This is a genomic window from Grimontia sp. NTOU-MAR1, assembly GCF_035758505.1.
GTDB lineage: Bacteria > Pseudomonadota > Gammaproteobacteria > Enterobacterales > Vibrionaceae > Enterovibrio > Enterovibrio marinus.
The window spans coordinates 100546-122409 of record NZ_CP142108.1 but is presented as its reverse complement, the minus strand read 5'-3'; the positions used below and the strand labels follow the sequence as shown (position 1 = coordinate 122409).

General features: G+C 42.7%; 15 protein-coding genes and 3 pseudogenes. 15 read left to right on the top strand and 3 right to left on the bottom strand.

Annotation, left to right across the window (positions count from 1 at the left end):
• Positions 1–155: 155 nt before the first annotated feature.
• The 9 genes and pseudogenes from VP504_RS00645 to VP504_RS00610 all read left to right on the top strand — a co-directional run bounded on the left by VP504_RS00645 (position 156) and on the right by VP504_RS00610 (position 15948).
• Positions 156–2168 carry an EAL domain-containing protein gene (locus VP504_RS00645; RefSeq protein ID WP_325892455.1) on the top strand — a complete coding sequence of 671 codons (2013 nt, stop codon included), beginning with the start codon at positions 156–158 and terminating at the stop codon, positions 2166–2168.
• A gap of 204 nt (positions 2169–2372) precedes the next feature.
• Entirely contained in the window at positions 2373–2711 is a 339-nt protein-coding gene (locus VP504_RS00640) for a GFA family protein (RefSeq protein WP_325892454.1), read from the top strand.
• Positions 2712–3212: 501 nt separating this feature from the next.
• Positions 3213–4403, top strand: a complete 1191-nt coding sequence (locus VP504_RS00635) for a hypothetical protein (RefSeq protein WP_325892453.1) — start codon at positions 3213–3215, stop codon at positions 4401–4403.
• Positions 4404–5102: 699 nt separating this feature from the next.
• On the top strand, positions 5103–5384 hold the full coding sequence (locus VP504_RS25550; protein ID WP_442788887.1) for a transposase: 282 nt from the start codon (positions 5103–5105) through the stop codon (positions 5382–5384).
• 34 nt (positions 5385–5418) lie between these two features.
• A pseudogene (locus VP504_RS25545) lies at positions 5419–5655 on the top strand (integrase core domain-containing protein); the annotation flags it as partial.
• 671 nt (positions 5656–6326) lie between these two features.
• A complete protein-coding gene (locus VP504_RS00625; RefSeq protein WP_325892452.1) occupies positions 6327–6719 on the top strand; it encodes a hypothetical protein in 393 nt (130 codons plus the stop codon).
• A 70-nt stretch (positions 6720–6789) separates the two neighbouring features.
• A complete protein-coding gene (locus VP504_RS00620) occupies positions 6790–14148 on the top strand; it encodes an RHS repeat-associated core domain-containing protein (protein ID WP_325892451.1) in 7359 nt (2452 codons plus the stop codon).
• 2 nt (positions 14149–14150) lie between these two features.
• A complete protein-coding gene (locus tag VP504_RS00615; protein WP_325892450.1) occupies positions 14151–14813 on the top strand; it encodes a hypothetical protein in 663 nt (220 codons plus the stop codon).
• 805 nt (positions 14814–15618) lie between these two features.
• Positions 15619–15948: a hypothetical protein gene (locus VP504_RS00610; protein WP_325892449.1), complete on the top strand. Its 330-nt coding sequence runs from the start codon at positions 15619–15621 to the stop codon at positions 15946–15948.
• A 250-nt stretch (positions 15949–16198) separates the two neighbouring features.
• On the opposite strand, the pseudogene VP504_RS00605 reads toward VP504_RS00610, so the two are convergent.
• Together VP504_RS00605 and VP504_RS00600 are read right to left on the bottom strand one after the other, a co-directional pair.
• Positions 16199–16687, bottom strand: a pseudogene (locus tag VP504_RS00605) (Mobile element protein); the annotation flags it as partial.
• A 577-nt stretch (positions 16688–17264) separates the two neighbouring features.
• Complete coding sequence (locus VP504_RS00600; RefSeq protein ID WP_325894090.1) at positions 17265–18227, bottom strand: transposase; 963 nt, start codon at positions 18225–18227, stop codon at positions 17265–17267.
• Between the two features lie 190 nt (positions 18228–18417).
• Between VP504_RS00600 and VP504_RS00595 the strand changes: the two genes are divergently transcribed.
• The 6 genes from VP504_RS00595 to VP504_RS00570 all read left to right on the top strand — a co-directional run bounded on the left by VP504_RS00595 (position 18418) and on the right by VP504_RS00570 (position 21341).
• Complete coding sequence (locus tag VP504_RS00595) at positions 18418–18762, top strand: hypothetical protein (RefSeq protein WP_325892447.1); 345 nt, start codon at positions 18418–18420, stop codon at positions 18760–18762.
• Between the two features lie 363 nt (positions 18763–19125).
• Positions 19126–19524, top strand: coding sequence for a hypothetical protein (locus VP504_RS00590; RefSeq protein ID WP_325892446.1), 399 nt, complete (start codon positions 19126–19128; stop codon positions 19522–19524).
• Between the two features lie 117 nt (positions 19525–19641).
• Positions 19642–20106 (top strand): hypothetical protein, encoded by a 465-nt coding sequence (locus VP504_RS00585; RefSeq protein ID WP_325892445.1) that lies wholly within the window; start codon positions 19642–19644, stop codon positions 20104–20106.
• Between the two features lie 163 nt (positions 20107–20269).
• Complete coding sequence (locus tag VP504_RS00580) at positions 20270–20626, top strand: hypothetical protein (RefSeq protein WP_325892444.1); 357 nt, start codon at positions 20270–20272, stop codon at positions 20624–20626.
• A 106-nt stretch (positions 20627–20732) separates the two neighbouring features.
• Positions 20733–21050, top strand: a complete 318-nt coding sequence (locus tag VP504_RS00575; RefSeq protein WP_325892443.1) for a DUF5992 family protein — start codon at positions 20733–20735, stop codon at positions 21048–21050.
• Between the two features lie 24 nt (positions 21051–21074).
• Entirely contained in the window at positions 21075–21341 is a 267-nt protein-coding gene (locus VP504_RS00570; protein ID WP_325892442.1) for a hypothetical protein, read from the top strand.
• A 147-nt stretch (positions 21342–21488) separates the two neighbouring features.
• On the opposite strand, the pseudogene VP504_RS00565 reads toward VP504_RS00570, so the two are convergent.
• Positions 21489–21608: pseudogene (locus VP504_RS00565) on the bottom strand (alpha-amylase family glycosyl hydrolase); the annotation flags it as partial.
• Positions 21609–21864 lie beyond the last annotated feature (256 nt).

Sequence of the window (21864 nt, the reverse complement as noted above, 5' to 3'; positions counted from 1 at the left end):
ACAACTTTGTCTCTTTTTAAATACATATTATTAATTTATTTTAACTTCAAATATGAAACATAACTATCAAAGCTAAAACTATCAGTGACCAACCGCTTGATAGTTGTTGAGCTTAAGGGAGGGTCAGCCTAGGACAATCGTTTGGGGAAAGCATCGTGGATAAAATCAAGAGATTAAGAAGAGACGTGTTTTTCATGGCAATAAAAGAGTCGTTTATCAGCACAGTTCCCTATTTAGTTATATCCTCCATTATCGTTCTGATAAACCAACTATTACTCTTAACAGGCTTGAGTTCGTCATTTATCAATAGCGCACTGCTCTCGAAAATCATAGGCTACATGAGCAATTTCTTTCCCGTCATTTTAATGACATCAATCGCGTTCCATTTTTCAAAACGCTATAACATAAACAATATATTTATCATCACGTTATCATTCGCTATTTTTATCACCATTGAGTCCATAATAAATGCTCACAACTCTCAATCGCTACTGAATGACGCTGGCGTTTCTTTCTTTGTGCTTATCATTCCTATCGTCTCTATCGTACTGTTCAATATCATCCCTAAATTTGAAAAAGACCTGAAGTTGTCAAACGGTCAGCTTAGTCACGTCTTTTTCCACCTAAAATCATTTGTCATCATCTATTTTTTCTCGATTGTGACTTATTTAATCGTGTTAAGAGGGCTAGAAACTATTGCAAGCAGTATCAACTTCAGCTTTTTGGATCTTGACCTTTTGTCGGTTATGGCACTAAGAACACTAGGCTCACAAATTCTCTGGTTTTTCGGGGCTCATGGGCCCAACACACTCTCCATCATCGAGCCTAACAACAGCATCAATAACATCCTTATTAATAATGTTTCGTATCAAGCTTTTTATGATGTATTCATCGTATTCGGCGGTTCAGGGGCAGGGCTATCACTCATTCTCGCGGCACTGATATATTCAAAGAGCAAACATATCACCAAAATATCCAAAATCTCGCTCCCATTTGCTATTTTCAATATCAATGAGACACTCATTTATGGACTTCCCATTGTCCTTAACAGGTTTCTACTTATCCCCTTCATCACCATTCCACTGCTTAATATTGCTATCGCTTTCTTCTTTCTAGACTTCTTCGGCATTACTTTCGTCAACAACCAGGTTTCCTGGATTACACCGATATTTATCAATGCATTCATCGCCACAGGAGGTAACGGAAGCGCCCTCCTCCTTCAAGTGGTGCTCGTTGTCATTGGTATCATTGTTTACACACCGTTTATCAAGCGATATTCATTGGCACAGTCTTCTTCAAACCACGTTGAAAACCTTAAAAATAATCTGGAAATGATAGAGCTGATGGAGTCAACCGAGGGGATTAAATCAAATATTTCAGAGTCCAAAATCATCAAATCCAATCTGGAAGTCGATAAAATTATCAACTTCATAAGCTCAAATAAGCTCGCCGTCCACTACCAACCCAAAATCGATATCATTGATCAACATTGCAGTTCCTATGAAGCACTGCTCAGAATTCGAAAGGACGACGGAACAATCTCTGGCCCGTTCTTCCTTGAGTCACTTGAACTCGCAGGCTTAGCAAGCATCATTGATCTTTGGGTATGTAGAGAATTGAAAAAGCACTATCAAATATGGCAACTCAGCGGTTTCAACCCTAAGGTTGCTATCAATATTCACCCTGACACCATGACTGATAACAAAGCCATAGGATTAATTATCAATGAACTAAAAGGGCTAAATGTAGAGTTCGAAATTATTGAGCGTGAATCAGTAAAAAGCCCAAGTTCTATTTCTAACATTATGCGACTCCACGATAGTGGATTTGATATTTCACTTGATGATTTCGGCGTTGGCTATAGCTCCTTTGAAACGCTTACTTTCCTTCCAATGAACACCGTTAAGATTGATAAATCACTGATCGACAATATTGAATCAGAAAAGGGATATCACATCTGCAAAAACATCTTTACCATGTGTAATGACCTCGGACTAACCTGCGTGGCTGAAGGCGTAGAAAAAGATATCCAGTACCTTAAGTTAAAAAGCATGGGCGTGAGATATATCCAAGGCTTCTACTTCGAAAAAGCGCTGCCTTTCAATCGAATAGATAGGTATAAGCCCACATTCAAGGTATTCGATTTTTACCAGAAAACCGCGAGCTGAGAGTTTGCGCTCAGCCACATTGCTGAAAGTCCCCTTCTCTTTTGGGAGTATCGTGTGAAAGGGCCAATTTGTAGAAATTAACATTATTGATACATACAGTGTATGCAAAGTTGTTGGACAGTAACCGAAGAGCCGTACTAGTGCGGTGTTCGTTATGTATCACCGACCTTTTTGAATGGTAAGGTGAATACAGGGGATCATCGAATGGAATTAAAGTGTCACTGCGGAAACGTTAGCTTGGTGTTGAGTTCACTACCTAAAGAAGTTGGTGAATGTAACTGTTCTATTTGTCGTCGTTATGCAGCGGCTTGGGCGTACTTTTCTCCAGAACAAGTTCAAATCAGCATGAATGAGAAAACGGCTTTCTATTGTTGGGGTGACAAAGAAGTAGAATTTCATCGTTGCAACTCATGTGGTTGTTTAACTCATTGCGTCACAACACAGAAATGTTCAGAAGATATCTTGGCCGTAAATATGAGAATGGCTGAAAGTGAAGTGCTTTCCGGTATCCCAGTTTGGAAGATCAATGGCGCATCTTACTAATCATCTAACACATATGAGCCCTTCTCCGATCAAAGAGCAATAGCGGCATTTCTGGTTAAGGGGCTTTTAGCGTCTTTTTTATACTTACAAAGCGTACTAGCAATAATTAAGGACATACTCCCATATATACCCAAGCGCGCATCTTCAGGTCGTTTGGGTATAACGCTTACTAACAAGATTTAATTTTTCATATCACTTCTCCTTTTATTATTTTATTCGACGAAATCTTGACAAATGAAAATAAAATTAATCTTATACTTTAAAAAGTATTAGTTAAATTTTTTAATAACGCTTTATTAATAATAGAATATATTTATGATAAAAGATTAAATAAACTTAACGGCCAACGTACAGATACTGATTTATAATTTGAAAATTATTTATTATCAATGAGTTGAAAACATTATTGATAAAGTTATAAAATCACGACAAAATTTGATATTTTCCCACCCAAAACTAAGTATATTGAGCTTACACGTTCACAAATCTAGGAAAGATGTTATGCCAATAAGTGCAGTTAATTCCGGAGCAATATTTCCTCAAGCTCAAGTCAATAGCCATAATAAAGAGTTATCTCCAGTTTCCCCAGAAGTGAAGAAACCTGAAACGGTTCTTCAAACAGACACAAAACCTATAACAACAGAATACATTATAGATATTACAGATGCCAAAAATGCTCTTAAGGGGTTCATTAGCCTCAAGATTAAAGGAGATCTCGATGAGACATCACTGAAACAGGCGATATTTGAGTTTAATACAAAAGACGTTCCGGCGAAGTTAAAAAAAGATAAAGTACTTCCTGACCCTAAGAATGAAAATGATATTCATAGATTACTGAACAAAATGAGGGGAACCAAAACCGGTGGCGTAACACTCACTGCTTCAGAGCGTTTGACATTTAAAACGCCGGCGCAAATAAGCAAGATACAGCCGAAGGTTATTGAAAAAGATCAGACACTAAAGGCGTTACCTGAAAACTGGAAACAAATGATTATTGAAAAGCCCGTTGTGATGGGGGGAAAGCCTTTACCCGATCCTAAGTTCGTTACATGCAAGGACCCTCAGCTAGGTGAAGCAGGTGTTGCATTGTACTCTAGATCAAACCAAGAAGAAGCAGCTAAGAGGCCACTAGTAATAATGGCACATGGATATGAGCACCCTCACTTTACTCAGAAAAACAATACAGCTAATAGAAGTTTGATGTACCTATGCGATTCTGGGAAAACTCACATAAGACATGCTAACGGCGAACTCTTTAACGATATAGCTGATGGTATGATTCAAAAAGCGGCTCAGAGCGGTCATTTCAAAACAGGAAGTGAGATGCCCGACCAGTATTTAATGGGCCACGAAGATGATTTTTCCCTAACAATCCAGCCTGAGTTGAGTGGGCTTGCTGATTTTACTCAAAGCTGTGATTTTGCCCTAGTTTCTCATACAGTGCCGTATAACCCATACAGGACAGGATCAGAGCTAGAGAAGGCGATCCCAATGAGCCTAATATTAAACAGCCCAGAATTCAGTGGTTATGAAGATGTGCTAGTGTTGGCATGTAGATCTAAAATGGATGATTCAAGCAGAGGTTACAACAATAAAGGCGGAGAACTGTACGATGTGAACGGGGGCCTATATGCGCCTGCTGGAGGTAAGCACACGATGCCAAAAGACTGGATTGAAAAAATACCAGTTTAGCCATTCAGAATGGCAATGCTTTAGGTTTTGAATGGTGGTATTTGCAACATAACCTTGTTTAATGAATAAGCAATTTCAAAAGGTTAAGAGCAAAGTTCAGAAGCGTTTGGGGCAAATTCTACATTTTGCTAGCAAGATGAAAGACCTGACCCCGAGCGCCTTCCAACCCTAATAATATGGTCAATGTCACCCACGCGGGCTGGACTCCGGCGCTAAAGCGCCTCCGCCCGTTATCATAGGCATTAGGTTTTTCGGGGATATGAGTAGAATCAAAGCAACTTTAATCGCTACTTTGTTGATGCATGTAATGCTGTTTATAGCTGTGGACCATGTTTTTTCGAGAGGAAGAAGTGATTCTCAAATCATAGGGCTAGTCATATTGTGGTGTATTGGCTCGTTGACTGCTGCTTATCAGTTTCGAAAAGTTACCCGTTCTCAAAGGGAAAAAACGTTTCTGGTTAAGTTAACCAGCTTCGCTTTATGGCTTATTTCACTTCTACTAATTGGTTTAGGGGCTGTTCTGTTATTTCTTGCTGTGGCACTTAATGGTGTGGCTTTTAGATAGGGCGCAACTGCAAAGTACACCTAAAAAACAAGAATAAGTGTCGCGCAGCCGACACAGAAGTGGCCCCCAATTTTTGGACACGACTTTAGGTGATTGATCTGTTTTGATAGTCCCCAGAAAGACTGGAGCAGATAATGACAAGAAAACGTAGAAACCACTCACCCGAATTTAAAGCGAAGGTGGCGCTTGCCGCCGCTAAAGGTGATAAAACGGTTGCCGAGTTAACGCAACAGTACAACCTGCACGCTAACCAAATCTCAACATGGAAGAAAGAGCTGCTGGATAATGCGGCCATGATTTTTGCTTCTGAAAGTCAGTTGGGCAAGGACAGCTCCGAAGAGGTGGACAAACTCCACGCCAAGATCGGTCAGATGACCATGGAAAATGATTTTTTGGCGAAAGTGCTCGGTCGTTAGACCGGGCCCAGCAAAAACTCGATTCATTGACCATGGTGTACGGATAAGCATGGATGGGAAAGGACGCTGGGTCGACAACGTGTTCATCGAGCGATTATGGCGTAGCTTAAGATATGAGGAGGTTTACTTAAAAGCCTATACCACCCCCCGAGAGGCTGAGCTTGAAATCGGCAACTACATGGTGTTCTATAACGAAGAGCGTAACCATCAGGGTCTCAATGACCTCACTCCTGATGAAGCCTACTTCGGTAGGCAAAGATACGCAGCATGAGCCGGATCAAACACTTAAGAAATTAGCTTGCGTGTCCAACCAATGGGGTCCACTTCTTTCCTCTAGGTTGACCTTATTCTCAGCATCTTTGTTATCACCAACTGACTTTTCCATTTATGTCCCTTAAATGACGACTTAAGGTAACTATGATGATTAACAGGCTGAGCGGCATATTCAACCAAACACCCTACTTTCTTTACATGTATTGTCCCATCTCGAATACATGCTCCAAATGTGTTTATTTATGTTCATACACGCCTAATTTGAAACAAGAATGCCCCCAGAGATACAAATAACTGGACAGTACAAACCGTTCTCAAGCTGATTTACTCAGTCAAACCTTAAAATGTGTATGCAAAGTCGCGCAGGCAAATACGAATATCCTCAAGATCTCAACAGTGTATTAATCAACAACGAGTTACGCTCTATACCCAATCACGATCCTGAGTCACCGAAAGAAGGAATAAGAGATCATTTGCATATAATCAATGTTTAATAAATAAGACAAATATCTTTTATATGAATACTTAGTGACGGCACACTTACCAAAGCAACAATAGTCATTTACATTATGCTGTGTCGTTTAACTACGAAGGGCGGTAGCGTTTTTATTTTTTACGCTATTAACATTTAACATTGAGCCCTCACCCGACATACTCATTAGGTAGCCAATGAATAAAACACACATCTATGCGGCTACCGGTGTTGCTCTGCTTGTCAGCGTTATTGGCTTTGTATCTATTTCTTCTGCTCCAACACCACATTCATCGCTTCTAGTTGAAAGTGAGACACAAGGTGTCACACCTGAAAGTGATGTGGACGTGGATACACCTGCCAAAAAACTGCTCAGCGACGATGCAGAGTACCCAACACCGGTTGTTCAGCTTCAACAAACATTAACGTATGGACTCGTCAATGCCGACGCCCCTTCTCTCCCCATTCTCAAGGGAGATTTGGAATCGTTTGCCCAGAGCAACATTGATGACTCACAACAAGTCCCTGATGAGCTGGCAAACCTCAAAGCAAGGCTTAACGCGTTAAAGCAAATATCAAACTCCCAATAGCCATTGGGACAAGAAACACTGTTTCCAATTTCCAACTCCCCTCTTCAAAAATAAAAATCAGGTAGTAGATATGGATATCTGTTCGTCTGCAGTGGGTACATCGAAGAACACATCAATCGCATCAAAATGGCTGACAGGCGTTTTCACCGCCTTGACGATATTCAGCCTGCCAACGCCCACCTTGGCGCTGACACCCAGCGGTGGCGAAACCGCCGTTTTGTCCGGTGACTTTTCTGTTTCTGGCGGTGAGGCGACTTATTCCCTTCCTATCTCTGTCTCTCCCGGCCGGGCAGGTCATCAGCCTCAACTTTCTCTTCAATACCGCAGTGATGGGCCGAATGGCTATTTGGGGATGGGTTGGTCAGTCGGTGGCTTATCCGCCATTACACGTTGTGGAAAAAACTTAGCCACGGACGGACGTTGGGGAGGCGTACAGTTTAATGCTAATGATAGATATTGCTTAGATGGCAAACGCCTGATTGCCATCACGGGTAAAGATGGTGGAAATCTTACAGAGTACCGCCTGAAAGAGAATGGCTATTCAAAAGTCATTTCTTACGGCGCAGCAGGAAGTGGCCCTGCATTTTTTAAAGTGTGGACCAAAGACGGCTCTGTTTACGAGTACGGTGCGACTGAAGACTCACAGGCACAATTACCCGGTCAGGCTCATGTCTACAAGTGGGCGTTGAATAAGATTACCGATATTACCGGCAATAACGACATTGATTTCAAATATGCAGAGCAGCAATCTGGAAGCAGCCATAAGATTGTGTCTATAGATTATGTTGGCGGTAAGGTTCTATTTACGTACGGAGATAGAAACGATAAGACTTCATCCTATTTATATGGTAGCAAGTTAGAAAGATCTGAGAGAATCACAAATCTAACTATTAAAAACAGCAACAACCAAGATATATCGAACTATACCATTAACTATGTTTATTCCCCTGGAACAAAAAGAAGCTTAATAGATAATATTAAGTATTGTTCTGGCTCCCAGTGCGCCACCCCAATCTCTTTTGATTGGTATTCAAAAAAAGCCATAAACTATTCAGTTCAACATTCAGACCTAATCGAGCCCAAATACATTGATACAAAAAGAGACGGTAGACCTTCCAGCTACGGTATCGTCTCCAGAACATTAGTTGATCATTGTAACAGCTATGTCACTCACAAGATTAAGCACCCAAATGGCTCAACGATATCTGGAGGTCATGGAAAAACATACTCTTTAACTGGCTCCCTTCTAGAGCCAACATTAGTTACAACCAAGTGGAAACAAATAGGTAATTTATGTGATGGTGATACCTATGGAAGGGGGGCTAACAAGGCAGTGCTGACGCCCAAAGGTCTTTGTCTTGGTGGGAGTTACTCCCCGAATGGAGATGGAAACCTTAACGCTTACTGTGAAAATACTCATTCCGCCGGCGATTTCAATGGCGATGGTAAAGAGACACTAAGTAGCGCATATAAACTCCTCTATACTGGCGGAAAGTTAAGGAAAGTTGTTGCTAAGTCGCTCGATATTAACGGTGATGGTATTGATGACTTACATTATGGCGTCAGTTTGGGAAAACTCCGCTACAAAATCACCGGAGAGAGCACAGAAAGAGAAGTGGAAGTTGCCTCACCTTCTGGCATATACATCAATACTCAGCTCTCATTCATTGATATTAATAATGACTCTTTACCTGATGTAGTAAGCTATAACCCTTCAAATAACCAAACAAGAATATATGTAAACACCTCACGAGAATTCAATTTATCACAAACATTTACCATTGGAGTAAAAGAAAGTAAATCAGGTAAGTTGGACTTTATTGACATAAATGGTGACGGTTATCCAGAGTACTTCAGAGAGGGTAAGTTTTATATAAATGAATTTGGCTTAATTAATGCTAATAAAACAGCTGAAACAACCATTAACCATTCTTTGAGTGCACTGCTATCATCATCGAGTTATATCAGCTATCCAGATATAAATGGCGATGGTTGGCCTGATATTGTAACTACATATTCATTTGCTAATTCTGATGACGTTAACCTACCATCGTTTGAGATTTTTGGCTCTCATGGAGAAGGAGGCAGCGACACTACTTCTGAGCCAAGAGATACCACACCATACGCAATTGAGCACTTATCTGATGGCGGCATTCAAGACAAAATCTTCAAAATCCAAGAAGCTGGCGTTGACTACAATATCTCCTACAAATTCGCCGCAGACATCTCTGTACACAAACAGGTTCGCTACTACCAATACCCCTACCTCAACACAACACCTCGTCGCTTCTTGGTGTCAGGGTACAGCAAGTCACCCGAGGGCTATTCACCCACCACTTACAGCTATGTCTACGAAGGTGCCCGCTCGCACTACAAAGGTTATGGGTTCTTAGGTTTTAACAAAATCACCCGCACCGAAAACGCAGCAATTAAAACCGTGACAACGACGACGTATGAGGTGAATGACGGCATTAAAGCGGGTAAGCCACTCTCTATTATTGAAACCCGCAATGACAAAAAAGTTAGCGAACAGAGTTTCGACTACCAACTGGTGACTAAACAAGGCTATGGTGCCAAGTATTACCAAATCTATGCCAACACGATTACCACACAGGCCTTTGACCTCGCCAGTCCAGCCGACAATCCGGTGGTAAAAAGAAAAGAAGTCACGACCCGTACACTCGACCATTTCGGCAATGTGCTGAATGAAACCAATACCATCACCAGTGGGATTGATGGCGGTGGGCATTTCTACACCTCCACCGCGAACCAGTATCTCTCTACCGGGGTGAACAGTAATCACCAGATTTACGACATTTCTTCCGTCCAGAATATCGAGAACTTCGAAGCGACGCTTTCCACCTTTAAAGCGGGCCTTGGCCGCTACTGTGGGACAGATGGCAAGCTCTACTTCAAACCCAATGACCACATCGTCATTATTCACGGGGAGGTCGATACCCCTATCGTCCTTCAGCGTTACAACAGCTACTACCGTTACGATGCCTCCGGTTCATCGACAGATTTAGATGGCCTGACCACGGTAACCGGAAATCTGGTCGGCATTACTGCCGCGCAATTTAATGCGGCTTCCCCTACCTCGTGCGGTAGCTATGTGTACAGTGACATCGATGGTGACGGGAAATCTGAGTTTGGTACCACCACCTCCAGCCGCACAGAGTTGGTGTCAGAGACAGCGGAAAACTATTGGAAGATTGGCGCACTCAACGTCTCCACCACGGTGATTGAAGACAAAACAACCAACGACAAACGCGCCGTTGAAAACAGCTTTGAATACAACGATGACAAATTGCTGATGAGCAACACCACCCGTGCCTCAGAGTACGGGACGTCCGATGCGATTTCTTCCGCCAAGTCCCTTACCAACAGTTTTAAATATGATGATTACGGCAATGTCACCGAAACCAAGGTGACAGGCACAGGCATTACCCATCCTCGCATGTCGACCACGGCCTATGACGCCAATGGGTTGTTCCCCACCTCACAAAGCAATGCCAAGGGTCATACAACGTCCCTCGCCTATTACCCGAATGGTTTGATGAAACAATCGGTGAGCCCACTGGCGGGACGTACCATGGGCTACGCCTATGACGCCTTCCAACGCTTGAAATCCGAAACCCGTCCGGGCACCAGCAACGTCATCAAGCACGTTTATAAACTGGGGGATGCCTGTACCGCTGCCACAGCACAAACCGTCTCTTGTGTGGAAACCAGTGCGCCTGACCGTGGTAAATCCATCACGCATTTTGACTATGCAGGCCGTGAAATCCGCTCACTCCATCAGGGCTTCAATGGTGAATGGATTGTGCAGGACAACACTTGGGATAAAAGCGGCCGCAAAGTCTCAGCCACCCGTCCGCGCTTCCTGACAGACAATGCCGTTTCCATCGTGAACTTCAAATACGATGAATTGCACCGTGAAATTGAAAAGGACGAGCCAGCCGCCACCGCCGGTCAGCGTGCCGTGTTCAAAACCCAATACACAGGCTTTGTGACTGAGCTGACAGATGCCCGCACTTACCAACACAGCACCACCCAAAACGTGCTGGGGCATATTCTGCGTAAAGACGAGCCAGACGGCGCTTACCAGACCTACACCTACTACCCGGATGGCAAGCTCAAAGACACCACAGATTCATCCGGCAACGTGACCACGATTGGCTATGACTCACTCGGTCACCGTAAAAGCCTTGACGACCCGGATATGGGCGTGTGGGGCTACACCTATAATGCGCTGGGCGAACTCAGTGAAAAAACGGATGCGAACGGGGTAAAAACCACCCTTAGCTATGATGCGCTGGGTCGTAAAACCTCAGAGCGCAGTGACAAAAACAATCAGGTCAATCTCATGTCGTGGGAATACGACGGCAATGGAAAACCCGGCACCCTGACCACCGTGGGTGGTAACGGACTGACCACCGACTACTACTACAACAACAATGGCCTGCTGTCAGAAGTTGCGAAAAAGACCCTTGGCGAGAAATTCAGCTCACACTATTTCTATGACGACTATGAGCGTGTTAATCAGGAAGTGCGACCAAACGGGATAGATACCTCTCCCTTATCCCGCCCTAACGCACTCAACCGGGGAGACAAACCGGAAGACAGACTGGTGTTGCAATACATCTACAACTCCAACGGTTATATGTCTGCCGTGCGTAGCCCGAAAAACTACGCCGATGAAGTGTTCACCAGTGCGAGCTTCCGCGCTGAAATTAAACAATTGCTCGACCAAGCCATTGCACTTGCCAATACCTACCTAGAGCGGGCTGAAAAATACGCAGCACAGGAAAGCTTCTTTAAAGGAAAAGCGGCTGAATACAACCAAAAAACCGTCAATGTCCACACGTTGGATAGCTCCTCAGCCGCGATGCTCGCAGGTGGTTACCGCTTTAAACAATGGTGCAACGCTAACAAGGTGTGTTACCTCCGTCCCGGCACCTGGGTCATGCTGCATGATGATGTCGTCACCCCGATTGATGTGACGCTGGATGGCGACATTTACCGCATCGAATCCACCCTTGAAAGCAGTACAGCAGGCAAGCGTAACTACACCACCACTGTGCACAAAGTCTCTGAGGCAGAATTTAACAGCGCCGCACTGACTGCGGCTCATGACTTTATCCTCACCGACTATGACAAGAACGGCCAACCAGACCTGATGTCCACCAAGGATATTTATGTCGCACAAGCTGATTCTGAAACACAGGAAGAGTTACTGTTCTCGGCAGAAGATTTAGAGCAAGCAGGCGTGATTGCCGGAAATCGCTACAAGTTTTATACCGAGCTGGCGACGGCGTTGATTTCGCTCTCTGAAGATGTGGCTGAGTTTTCCGGTATCTACTGTGAAATGGCGAATCAGTTAGGAGGTGATTTAACGACCGCACAGCGCCAGAAATGTACCAATAATTTAGATGACCAACAGTACAAAGAAGACAGTCAGGCAGAACAACTGGATACCATTCTGACACAATCAAAAATGGAAGAAGGTGCAGACGCCTATATCTACTACTGGCAGCGTCGTGAAACCGATGCGTGGAACCACACCCTCTCTGAAATGCTGGGTAATGGTTTGGTCAACACCTATAAACACAATGCGAGAACGGGTCGCCCTGACCATATCACCACCCATATCGCGTCCGGTCTGTTTGACCAGCGGATTAAGAAATCGTCGGCACAATTGCTGCGTCATATCGAATACACCTACGACAATCACGACAATGTGAAAATGCGATATGACCGCATTCTGGGTATCCAAGACACCTTCGAATATGACGGGCTGGATCGCGTCACCAGAAACCACGTCACCCTTGATTCGTTAGACGATTATTTGGGCGCGACCCCTGACTTTGCCGGGCTCCATACCGTGCAATATGACAAGTTGGGCAACATCAAGCAACGCTCTGAAATCGGCGACTACACCTATAGCGGTGTGCAGGCTGGCCCACATGCGGTCACACAAGCTAATGGCCTGACTTACCAGTATGACGAAGTCGGTAACATGGTCAGCGCCAAAGCGGTGGCAGGCACTGACAATGCATTGGAACGTGAACTGGAATGGAACGAATTCAACAAACCCACCAAAATCACCCGCAACGGTAAAACGGTTGAATTTAAGTATGACGCTAACCACAGCCGCTACCTGAAAACCAACAGCGATGGCGTGGAAACCTTCTACTTCGATAAGGTGTATGAGCGGGTTAAAGACACAACGACAGGTAACGTTGAGCATAAACACTTTGTGTATGCGGATGGGAAGTTAATTTCACTGGTTGTGCATGAGCGTGACAGCGCCCAGAAACTACTCAATAAGAAAACCCAATACCTCCACTACGATGCACTTGAGTCGGTGGACATGATCACTGATGGCTATGGTGTGATTAGTGCCAATGGTATTGAAGAGCGGTTTGCGAGAGACCGTCTGGTGGTTGAGCGCCGCAGCTACAGCGTATGGGGTAAGCAGCGGGAAATCATCTGGAACGCGAACAAGAGCCCAACGCTCGTCGAGACAGCGGTCAGCACCAACCGAGGCTATACCGGCCATGAGCAGATCGAGGAAGTCGGTCTGACCCATATGAATGGACGGGTTTATGATGAGGAGTTGGGGCGGTTTATTAGTGCAGACCCGATTGTTCAAGCGCCGTTTGTGACGAATAGCTTTAACCGTTATGCGTATGTTTGGAACAATCCGTTGAAGTATGTAGATCCGACTGGGTTTGTCGCATACTCAGAAAGGGCTAAAGATAGATCAGATAACCTAGATAAATCCTTGAATGAATATGAAAAAAACCATTCAAATGGAGGTACAAAAAGAGATGGTCAACGTGACAGCAAAAATGATGATACGGGCGACTCATCTACTTCTTCTTTAGAAGATGGGTCAGGTGACGGTTCAAGTGACAGTCAAGAAAACGAAGATCTATACGCATATTCAGGATTTTCGCAGTTAGGTGAGATCAGCAATCTGCAGCCAGACTTAGAGTTTAAGGACGTTATAACTGGCGAATTTGGAGCTTCATACGGAAAAGGTAATTTCGAAACAAAAACCGATTTCAACAGTGTAAGTACTGCAGTAAATGTCACCGCGGGAGACTTTAAAGTTGATACAAAAGTAGCGGAAATTAAAGCAAGTGGCAGTTACAATCATACAACAGGCGAGTTTGAAGGCGAAGTCGCAATAGAGAAGAAAATAGGGCCCAAGGGTGCAAATGTGGCGGCAGGTGCGGCCATAAATACCGAGGGTCAGCTAAGTGTGAAAGGATCGGGATCTTTAGGACAAGCAACGGTTGAGGGAACAATAAAAGTAGATGGTGGAAACTTCATCGACAATGCAAAAGAATTTACAAATAGCGTTGAAAATTTCCTTGGCGATGTAGAGAGACACCTAAACCACTTTGAAATCAAGAGGTAAACATGAAGTTTAGTGGAATATTTTTCATATTATTGATGTTTGTTATCTTCCCATCCAAAGGTAGTGATAAAGCCATAGAAAAAAACTGCAAATATGATATAGATCGTTGCTTCAATGACCTGAACTCCAGAGAAAATCAACAAGATAAACTTTCTTCAGTTTTCTTATACTTAAATAATAAAGAACGTCTTGAAAAGTATGAAGCTCTTTCAAAAGAAACTCTTGATCGTTTAGTTAGTCTAGGGGATCGGGATGCCATAATACTCAAAGGCTGGCTGATGATATCAGATAGCTTCTATAGAAAAGATCCTTTAGGAGCTAAAAACCTTCTGAAATCTCAAACGTGGTTGTATCAAGATGCAGATGCCCTCGAGCTTCTTGCAAAAATCACTTTTCAAGAGTTCAAATTTAGCAATAACTTGCAGTTGCTAGACGAAACCTATGAACTTTTCGAGAAGTCAGAAAATCTAGGAAGCAATGAGTCGAAACTAAATAAGAATATTCTGCTAATTACCTATGGTGATCTTCACATGGTTCAGGAGGGGATATTAGGCTTAAAAGATATGGCATCACTAGGTGGCAAGTTTTCAGATAGATACCACCAATACTCTAAGTTAGCTCAAGAGAGATTCCCTGATGAAATTGAAGATTTAGCGAGAGAGTAAGTTATCAGAGCCGTAACAGAGCCGTAACAGGACAGACACCGTAAGAAAAATCCAATCACTCTTATATCAATAAATCATTGATATAAGGTTGAATTTATCAGAAAGACGCTCAGAAGCGGTTTCAGACGAGATTCCGCGTCAATTCAAGCCAAATCTGCAAATTTCAAACAGCACAAAAACAGGCAATAGCATGTTGATTGGTAGTGTTTGAGTTGAGGAAGAAAGTTAGCCGTCAGGCAGTCTAAACCCTGATAGCCGCTTTCGGTTTAGGTGAGGCAGAAAGAACTACTGGGACAGACACCGTAAGAAAGGTCTAATCACTCTTATATCAACAACTCATTGATATTAACTACTGGGACAGACACCATAAGGAAAATCTAATCACTCTTATATCGATAAATCATTGATATAATGTTGAATTTATCAGAAAGATGCTCAGAAGTGGCTACAGACGAGATTCCGCGTCAATCCAAGCCAAATTTTCAAATTTCAAACAGCACAAAAACAGGCAATAGCCTGTTGGTTGGTAGTGTTTGGGTTGAGAAGAAAAGTTTTAGCCGTCAGGTAGTCTAAACCCTGATGACCGCTTTCGGTTTAGATGAGGTAGTGCTGCTTTAATCGCTCGGCTACTGCCGACTAACCTACCCTGCTCGATTCGAGTGCAAGCGCTCATCCATTCGGCCGATTCAAAGCCGAGTCTGGAAAGATTTGGCAGTAAATTGGGGCTAATATGACCCGTTTGTAGATCTTCCCAATCACTCAATACGACAGTTGGATCACAAAGATTATTTCGAGGAACATGCCAATGAAGAAAATATTCCTACCTGTTCTGATATTTCTAAGTAGCTTTTACGCTCATGCATCGGACAATCTTACTGGAAAAGTAATTTATACTGGACTCTATGGAGATGGACGATTTTTCGTACAAACAGATAGGCTTATAAATGAACCTGGATGCGAAGGAACTAGAATTGATGTGGCACCTAATCACCCACAAATAGACCGTTGGTTAAGCATAGCACTTAGTGCATACGCAACTGGCGGAGAGATTCAATTTAGAACAAACGGATGTTTTGCTGGTTATCCTACATTAGATAACACAACTCAAACTTGGCTGCACTCCAAACCTCAGTAAAGACGGAGTTAGCGGGACAGACACCGTAAGAAAAATTTAATAGTAACTACTGGGACAGACACCATAAGGAAAATCTAATCACTCTTATATCGATAAATCATTGATATAATGTTGAATTTATCAGAAAGATGCTCAGAAGTGGCTACAGACGAGATTCCGCGTCAATCCAAGCCAAATTTTCAAATTTCAAACAGCACAAAAACAGGCAATAGCCTGTTGGTTGGTAGTGTTTGGGTTGAGAAGAAAAGTTTTAGCCGTCAGGCAGTCTAAACCCTGATGACCGCTTTCGGTTTAGGTGAGGTAGTGCTGCCCTAATCGCTCGGCAACTGCCGACTAACCTACCCTGCTCGATTTGAGTGCAAGCACTCATCCATTCGGCCGATTCAAAGCCGAGTCTGGAAAGAATGGGTGGCAAGGTAGTGTTGATGTGACCGCGTTTATCATCGCGGATTTGTCTGCCCGTCCAGTCGACAAGTTCTAGGTAATCCATTAATCGAAATGGAATACCATCAGGCATAGGCTCACGAGGGTTACCGACAAAAGGGAAGAGATAAGGCGCAGTGTGTTGCTCTTTTCTTAGGGCTTCAATCCATGCTTTCACAGAGGTAAATGCAGACTTCTCTGGCGTATCGGCAATGGCAGCGCGAATGGGGTTTAGATCCACGTAGGCCATTGCAGCAGCGAGTGCTTTTTCATCAAGCAGAGCCTGGCTTTTAAAGCGTCCTTCCCAGAAATGACCGGCATAACTACTGGGACAGACACCATAAGGAAAATCTAATCACTCTTATATCGATAAATCATTGATATAATGTTGAATTTATCAGAAAGATGCTCAGAAGTGGCTACAGACGAGATTCCGCGTCAATCCAAGCCAAATTTTCAAATTTCAAACAGCACAAAAACAGGCAATAGCCTGTTGGTTGGTAGTGTTTGGGTTGAGAAGAAAAGTTTTAGCCGTCAGGCAGTCTAAACCCTGATGACCGCTTTCGGTTTAGGTGAGGTAGTGCTGCCCTAATCGCTCGGCAACTGCCGACTAACCTACCCTGCTCGATTTGAGTGCAAGCACTCATCCATTCGGCCGATTCAAAGCCGAGTCTGGAAAGAATGGGAACTAACTGGGACAGACACCATAAGGAAAGTCTAATCACTCTTATATCAACAACTCATTGATATAATGTTGAATTTATCAGAAAGACGCTCAGAAGTGGCTACAGACGAGATTCCGCGTCAATCCAAGCCAAATTTGCAAATTTCAAACAGCACAAAAACAGGCAATAGCCTGCTGGTTGGTAGTGTTTGGGTTGAGAAGAAAAGTTTTAGCCGTCAGGCAGTCTAAACCCTGATGACCGCTTTCGGTTTAGATGAGGTAGTGCTGCTTTAATCGCTCGGCTGCTACCGACTAACCTACCCTGCTCGATTCGAGTGCAAGCGCTCAACCATTCGGCAGAGTTAAAACCAAGCCTGGAAAGAATGGGGGGCAAGGTGGTGTCGATGTGACCGCGTTTATCATGGCGGATTTGTCTGCCCGTCCAGTCGACAAGCTCTAGGTAATCCATTAATCGAAATGGAATACCATCAGGCATAGGCTCACGAGGGTTACCGACAAAAGGGAAAAGATAAGGCGCTGTGTGTTGTTCTTTTCTTAGGGCATCAATCCGTGCTTTCACAGAGGTAAATGCAGACTTCTCTGGCGTATCAGCAATGGCAGCACGAACGGGGTTTAAATCCACATAGGTCATTACAGCTGCGAGTGCCTTTTCATCAAGCAGAGCCTGGCTTTTAAAGCGTCCTTCCCAGAAATGACCGGTACATTGGTCTTCTCGGTTGGCCTCTGAAGCAATGTATTGATTGAGCAAGCGCATAAACCAACTGATGCTGGTCAATCGCGCTCGCCAGAGTTCGATAATTTCTTCGCTGCGTTGGCGTTCAGATCCGGACAGTTTGTCACCTCGGATAAAGCGGTTGACCAAAACGGGACCGGAGTGCAATGAGAGCCAGCGTTCAGCGACCTGTTCTAGGGACAATGATTCGGCGTCTTTAACGTTAATGTGCAAAACAACGTGATAGTGATTGCTCATAATGGCGTAGGCGCAAACATCAATACAGAACGTTTGCGCGAGTAAAAGCAGACGTTTCTCTATCCATTCGCGTCTGTGTTCAAAGTTCTTGTCTGCATGTTTGTCATAACCGCAAAGAAAAGAGCGTCGAACGCAACGAGATACGCAATGATAATAAGGCGTTGCTGATACATTGATCAGCGAAGAGCGGGCGATGGTCATGGCTATCATTTAATGCTTTAGGTTTCGTGAAGCTACATCGATATCTTTGTGCTGTCTTTTCGGGATTAGATATATATGGACTCTTACTCATCGAGGTGAAACTGACAGATTTGTCCTTTTCTTCGGGTGACTGTCCTAAAAAGTACGAAATCATAAAATAAAATTCCATTCAAAACGACTAGGTGAAAATATGGCTAAAGCAACAATTTTACTAGTGTTTCTATCTCAATTTGTCTTTGCAGCTCCAATTTTTACAAGCGCTAAAGTTGACTACGTTTTTGCAGGATATCCAGACGGCTCTATTGCTTTCATACCTATTGGTACTGAGAGGGTTAATCCTGCCAATTGCTCACACACTCAAGCATATGTCATGAAACATTCATTAGGCACAGATGGGGCTTTAAGCATCATGCTGGCGGCAAAAATGGGTGATAAGAAAGTGGCTTTCTCCATTCTGGACAGCGAATGTCATGCTCTGCCGCAAACAGATAATCCGGGAACGTTTCCTGTATTACAAAGAATATCAGTCAGATAATCAGCAGTTCCATGTTAGAACGATATTAGCGGGATATATATGGACGCTCTCTCAACGTCAAGCCAAACGGCTCTTGTCGTTTCGTATAGCGAGACGATATTCACGTTCTTTTTACCCCTGTGTTCAGCGTTGATGCTCTGGTTTTCATTCCCCTTAAGGGAAGGTCAGTACTGACATATATCCAGGCTCGCTTCTTTGAGTAGAATGAGGCGATTTTCTCGCCTCGGCCTCTAATGAGTTCCGTACCTGACCACAGGGCTGCCCACTAACCTGCCCTGCTCGATTTGGCTACAAACGTTGGCCTTTGGGCAAATTCGAAAGCAAGTCTGGAAAAACCGGTAGCTTAGGTTGTAAACAAATCTTATGTCTAATTCGATAAAACTTAGCCCAAGAAATGTACCTGACCCTTTGAGCGTTCCAAGCTTATCTAGCGTAACTTGGGACGGATGTAAACTTGAAGCTAGGGTGGATATCTCACTTGATACCGCTTCTGAAATGAAGCCAGTTTATATTATCTTTTTCTGGGTTGAAGGTTTTAGGATGCTTGATGAATTCAACTTAAACGAGTTCTGGGATAAGAAGAAAAAAATCAGTTCTTGGCTTTGCGAAGTGGAGTCAGGCGGTTGGCTTGATCATGAAAAATCACGAAGTGGTTTTTTATCCAGAGAAGATAATCTTAAAGAATATTTAATTATTGGCCAAGAAGAGTGTTTAAGTGTTTTTTCGAATACTGATCCAGTTATTATCGAACCGGATTTGTAGACATTTAGCTAAGAGTTAACGGGACAGACTCCCCAACACTCCTATACCTTCAATTTTGCCCACACGTTTCGAAAGCCGCTAGGACTTACTCTAAGGACTTTCACAATCAGGTTATTTATGATTTCTAATGAATTAGAGGTTAATCCCCTTAAAAGTGGTATTTTTTATTTAGATCGAAAAGAGCTGGCCGAAGCAATAATTGGAATCCCAATCAGTGTTTTCGTATCTTATCTCTGGAGTTATGGTTCATCTATAATGGACGTTATAATACCTTTAATAGTAATACCTATGATATTAAATCGTCCTTATCTTAGAGCAAGATTTATAAGAAACAATGGGAAATACATTATAACAAAAGAGAGAATAGTTTACAGAAAGCCAAATGGTTCAGTATTCACTCTCAATACACATGGAAGAACATTAAAAATTAAAAAAAGAATACGGGGCTATGATGTCATGTTTCATAAAAACAATTTTTTAGATGGCATTGGGCATTTTGGTGATTTACGCTATATTGGTAGCGGAATATATAACTTAAGTAAAGGCGACTGTGACTTAGTGAAAAAATACTTTAACGACTAATATTATGAGTACAGTTAGTAGGACAGGCATCATAAGAGGAAAATAGTAACTCCTCTACAAGAAACCTATCGTTGAAAAGATAGATTTATAAGACATCTTCTAGCAAAAGGTTAGTGGTAAAATTTATCACTAATAATTCAACGTTCATTAACATGGAGTAGTTATGAAACTAAAATTAAAAAAAGTCACTATATTACGACACTTACTTATCTTATTACCACTAACTTCGGCAGCATCTTATTCTCAAGAATGGAGTGGTGGCACTAACTTAAAAACGATCTACCCCCATTCCCATAATAATGGAGTAGGAACCGTTTACTACTCTTTCGAAAAAATGATAAATCCATCTAATTGTACACATGGTTGGTTAATAGCATTAAGAAAAGACAATAAACTATCTTCAGAAATTTACTCTTTACTTCTTACTGCTTTTACAACCGACACAAAGGTTAACTATTATGTCGGTGGATGTGATGATGCAGGTTTCCCTGTGATGCACCATATTCAATTAAGCAAGTAAATCCAATCGAATAAGGCTAACGAAACTTAAATTCTCAGTTACGTGATAGAGTAATAAACCATCACTGAAATTCCATGAACCATACATATTTAAAAAGGATTTATCCATGACTAGGATTATCTCTTTAAGTTTAGTACTATTCGCTACAGTATCTCATGCCGAATACATCGTGAAAGATGCAATAATAACCTCTATTGCAAATACTAATAGTAATGGAGAAAACTTTACCGTTTGGGTTGAAGGAGGAAGTGGGCCCTGTACGGATAGAGCAGTTACCTTCCCTCGAAGGGCAGTGAGCTCCAACGAAATTCACGCTCGAGCATACTCCGCAGCGCTATCTGCCCTGTCTACTAATCACAAAGTGGATATTTATGATTACTCTGGTAGTAATTGCGGAAACGCCTCATATATCAGACTGCATTGATATACGCTCTTAGTGATTAGGAAGATGATAGACTACATAACCAATCAAAGAGTATTAGTACAATTTGATGAAGACTCATGCCCATTCATAGAAATTAGCAACTATAGTGATGCCGACAATCTCGATGATATCCTGACCGAAGAATATCATCTAATCTATATTTTTAGCAGTCCGGAACATTTGAAAAATCATGGCGGTAAGAGGTTTCATTTTGGAGCATTAATTGACACTAAAAAGCTTCAGGAAATCTTAGATGATATTAATTTAAACCAACCAGTAGTGAATAGCTAGCGGGCAGGCATCCTAAGGTTATCCTGATTATAGTAACTTAACTTCATTTCTCTTGAACTGGAGACAGAGCAGGTCTTACCGTTAGGTTCCAAATCTATAGTAATAAGATATGAATAGGCTAATCGATTAATTTCCACCATTTAAATAAAACACTTTTTGAAAATGTTTGTCATACCCGCAAAGAAATGAGCGTCGAACGCAACGAGATACGCAATGATAATAAGGCGTTGCTGACACATTAATCAACGAAGAGCGGTCGATGGTCATGCCTATCATTTAATCCTTTAGGTTCCACGAATCTACATCAGTATCTCTGTGCTGTCTTTTCGGGATTAGAAATATATAGATTGTTACTCATCGAGATGAAACTGACAGATTTGTTCTTTTCTTCGGGTGACTGCCCTAAAAAGTACGTTCTACCTCAAGTCGTCACTGCTGCTCCAATTTTTACGAGCGCTAAAGTTGACTACGTTTTTGCAGGATATCAAGACGGCTCTATCGCTTTCATCCCTCTTGGGGCTGA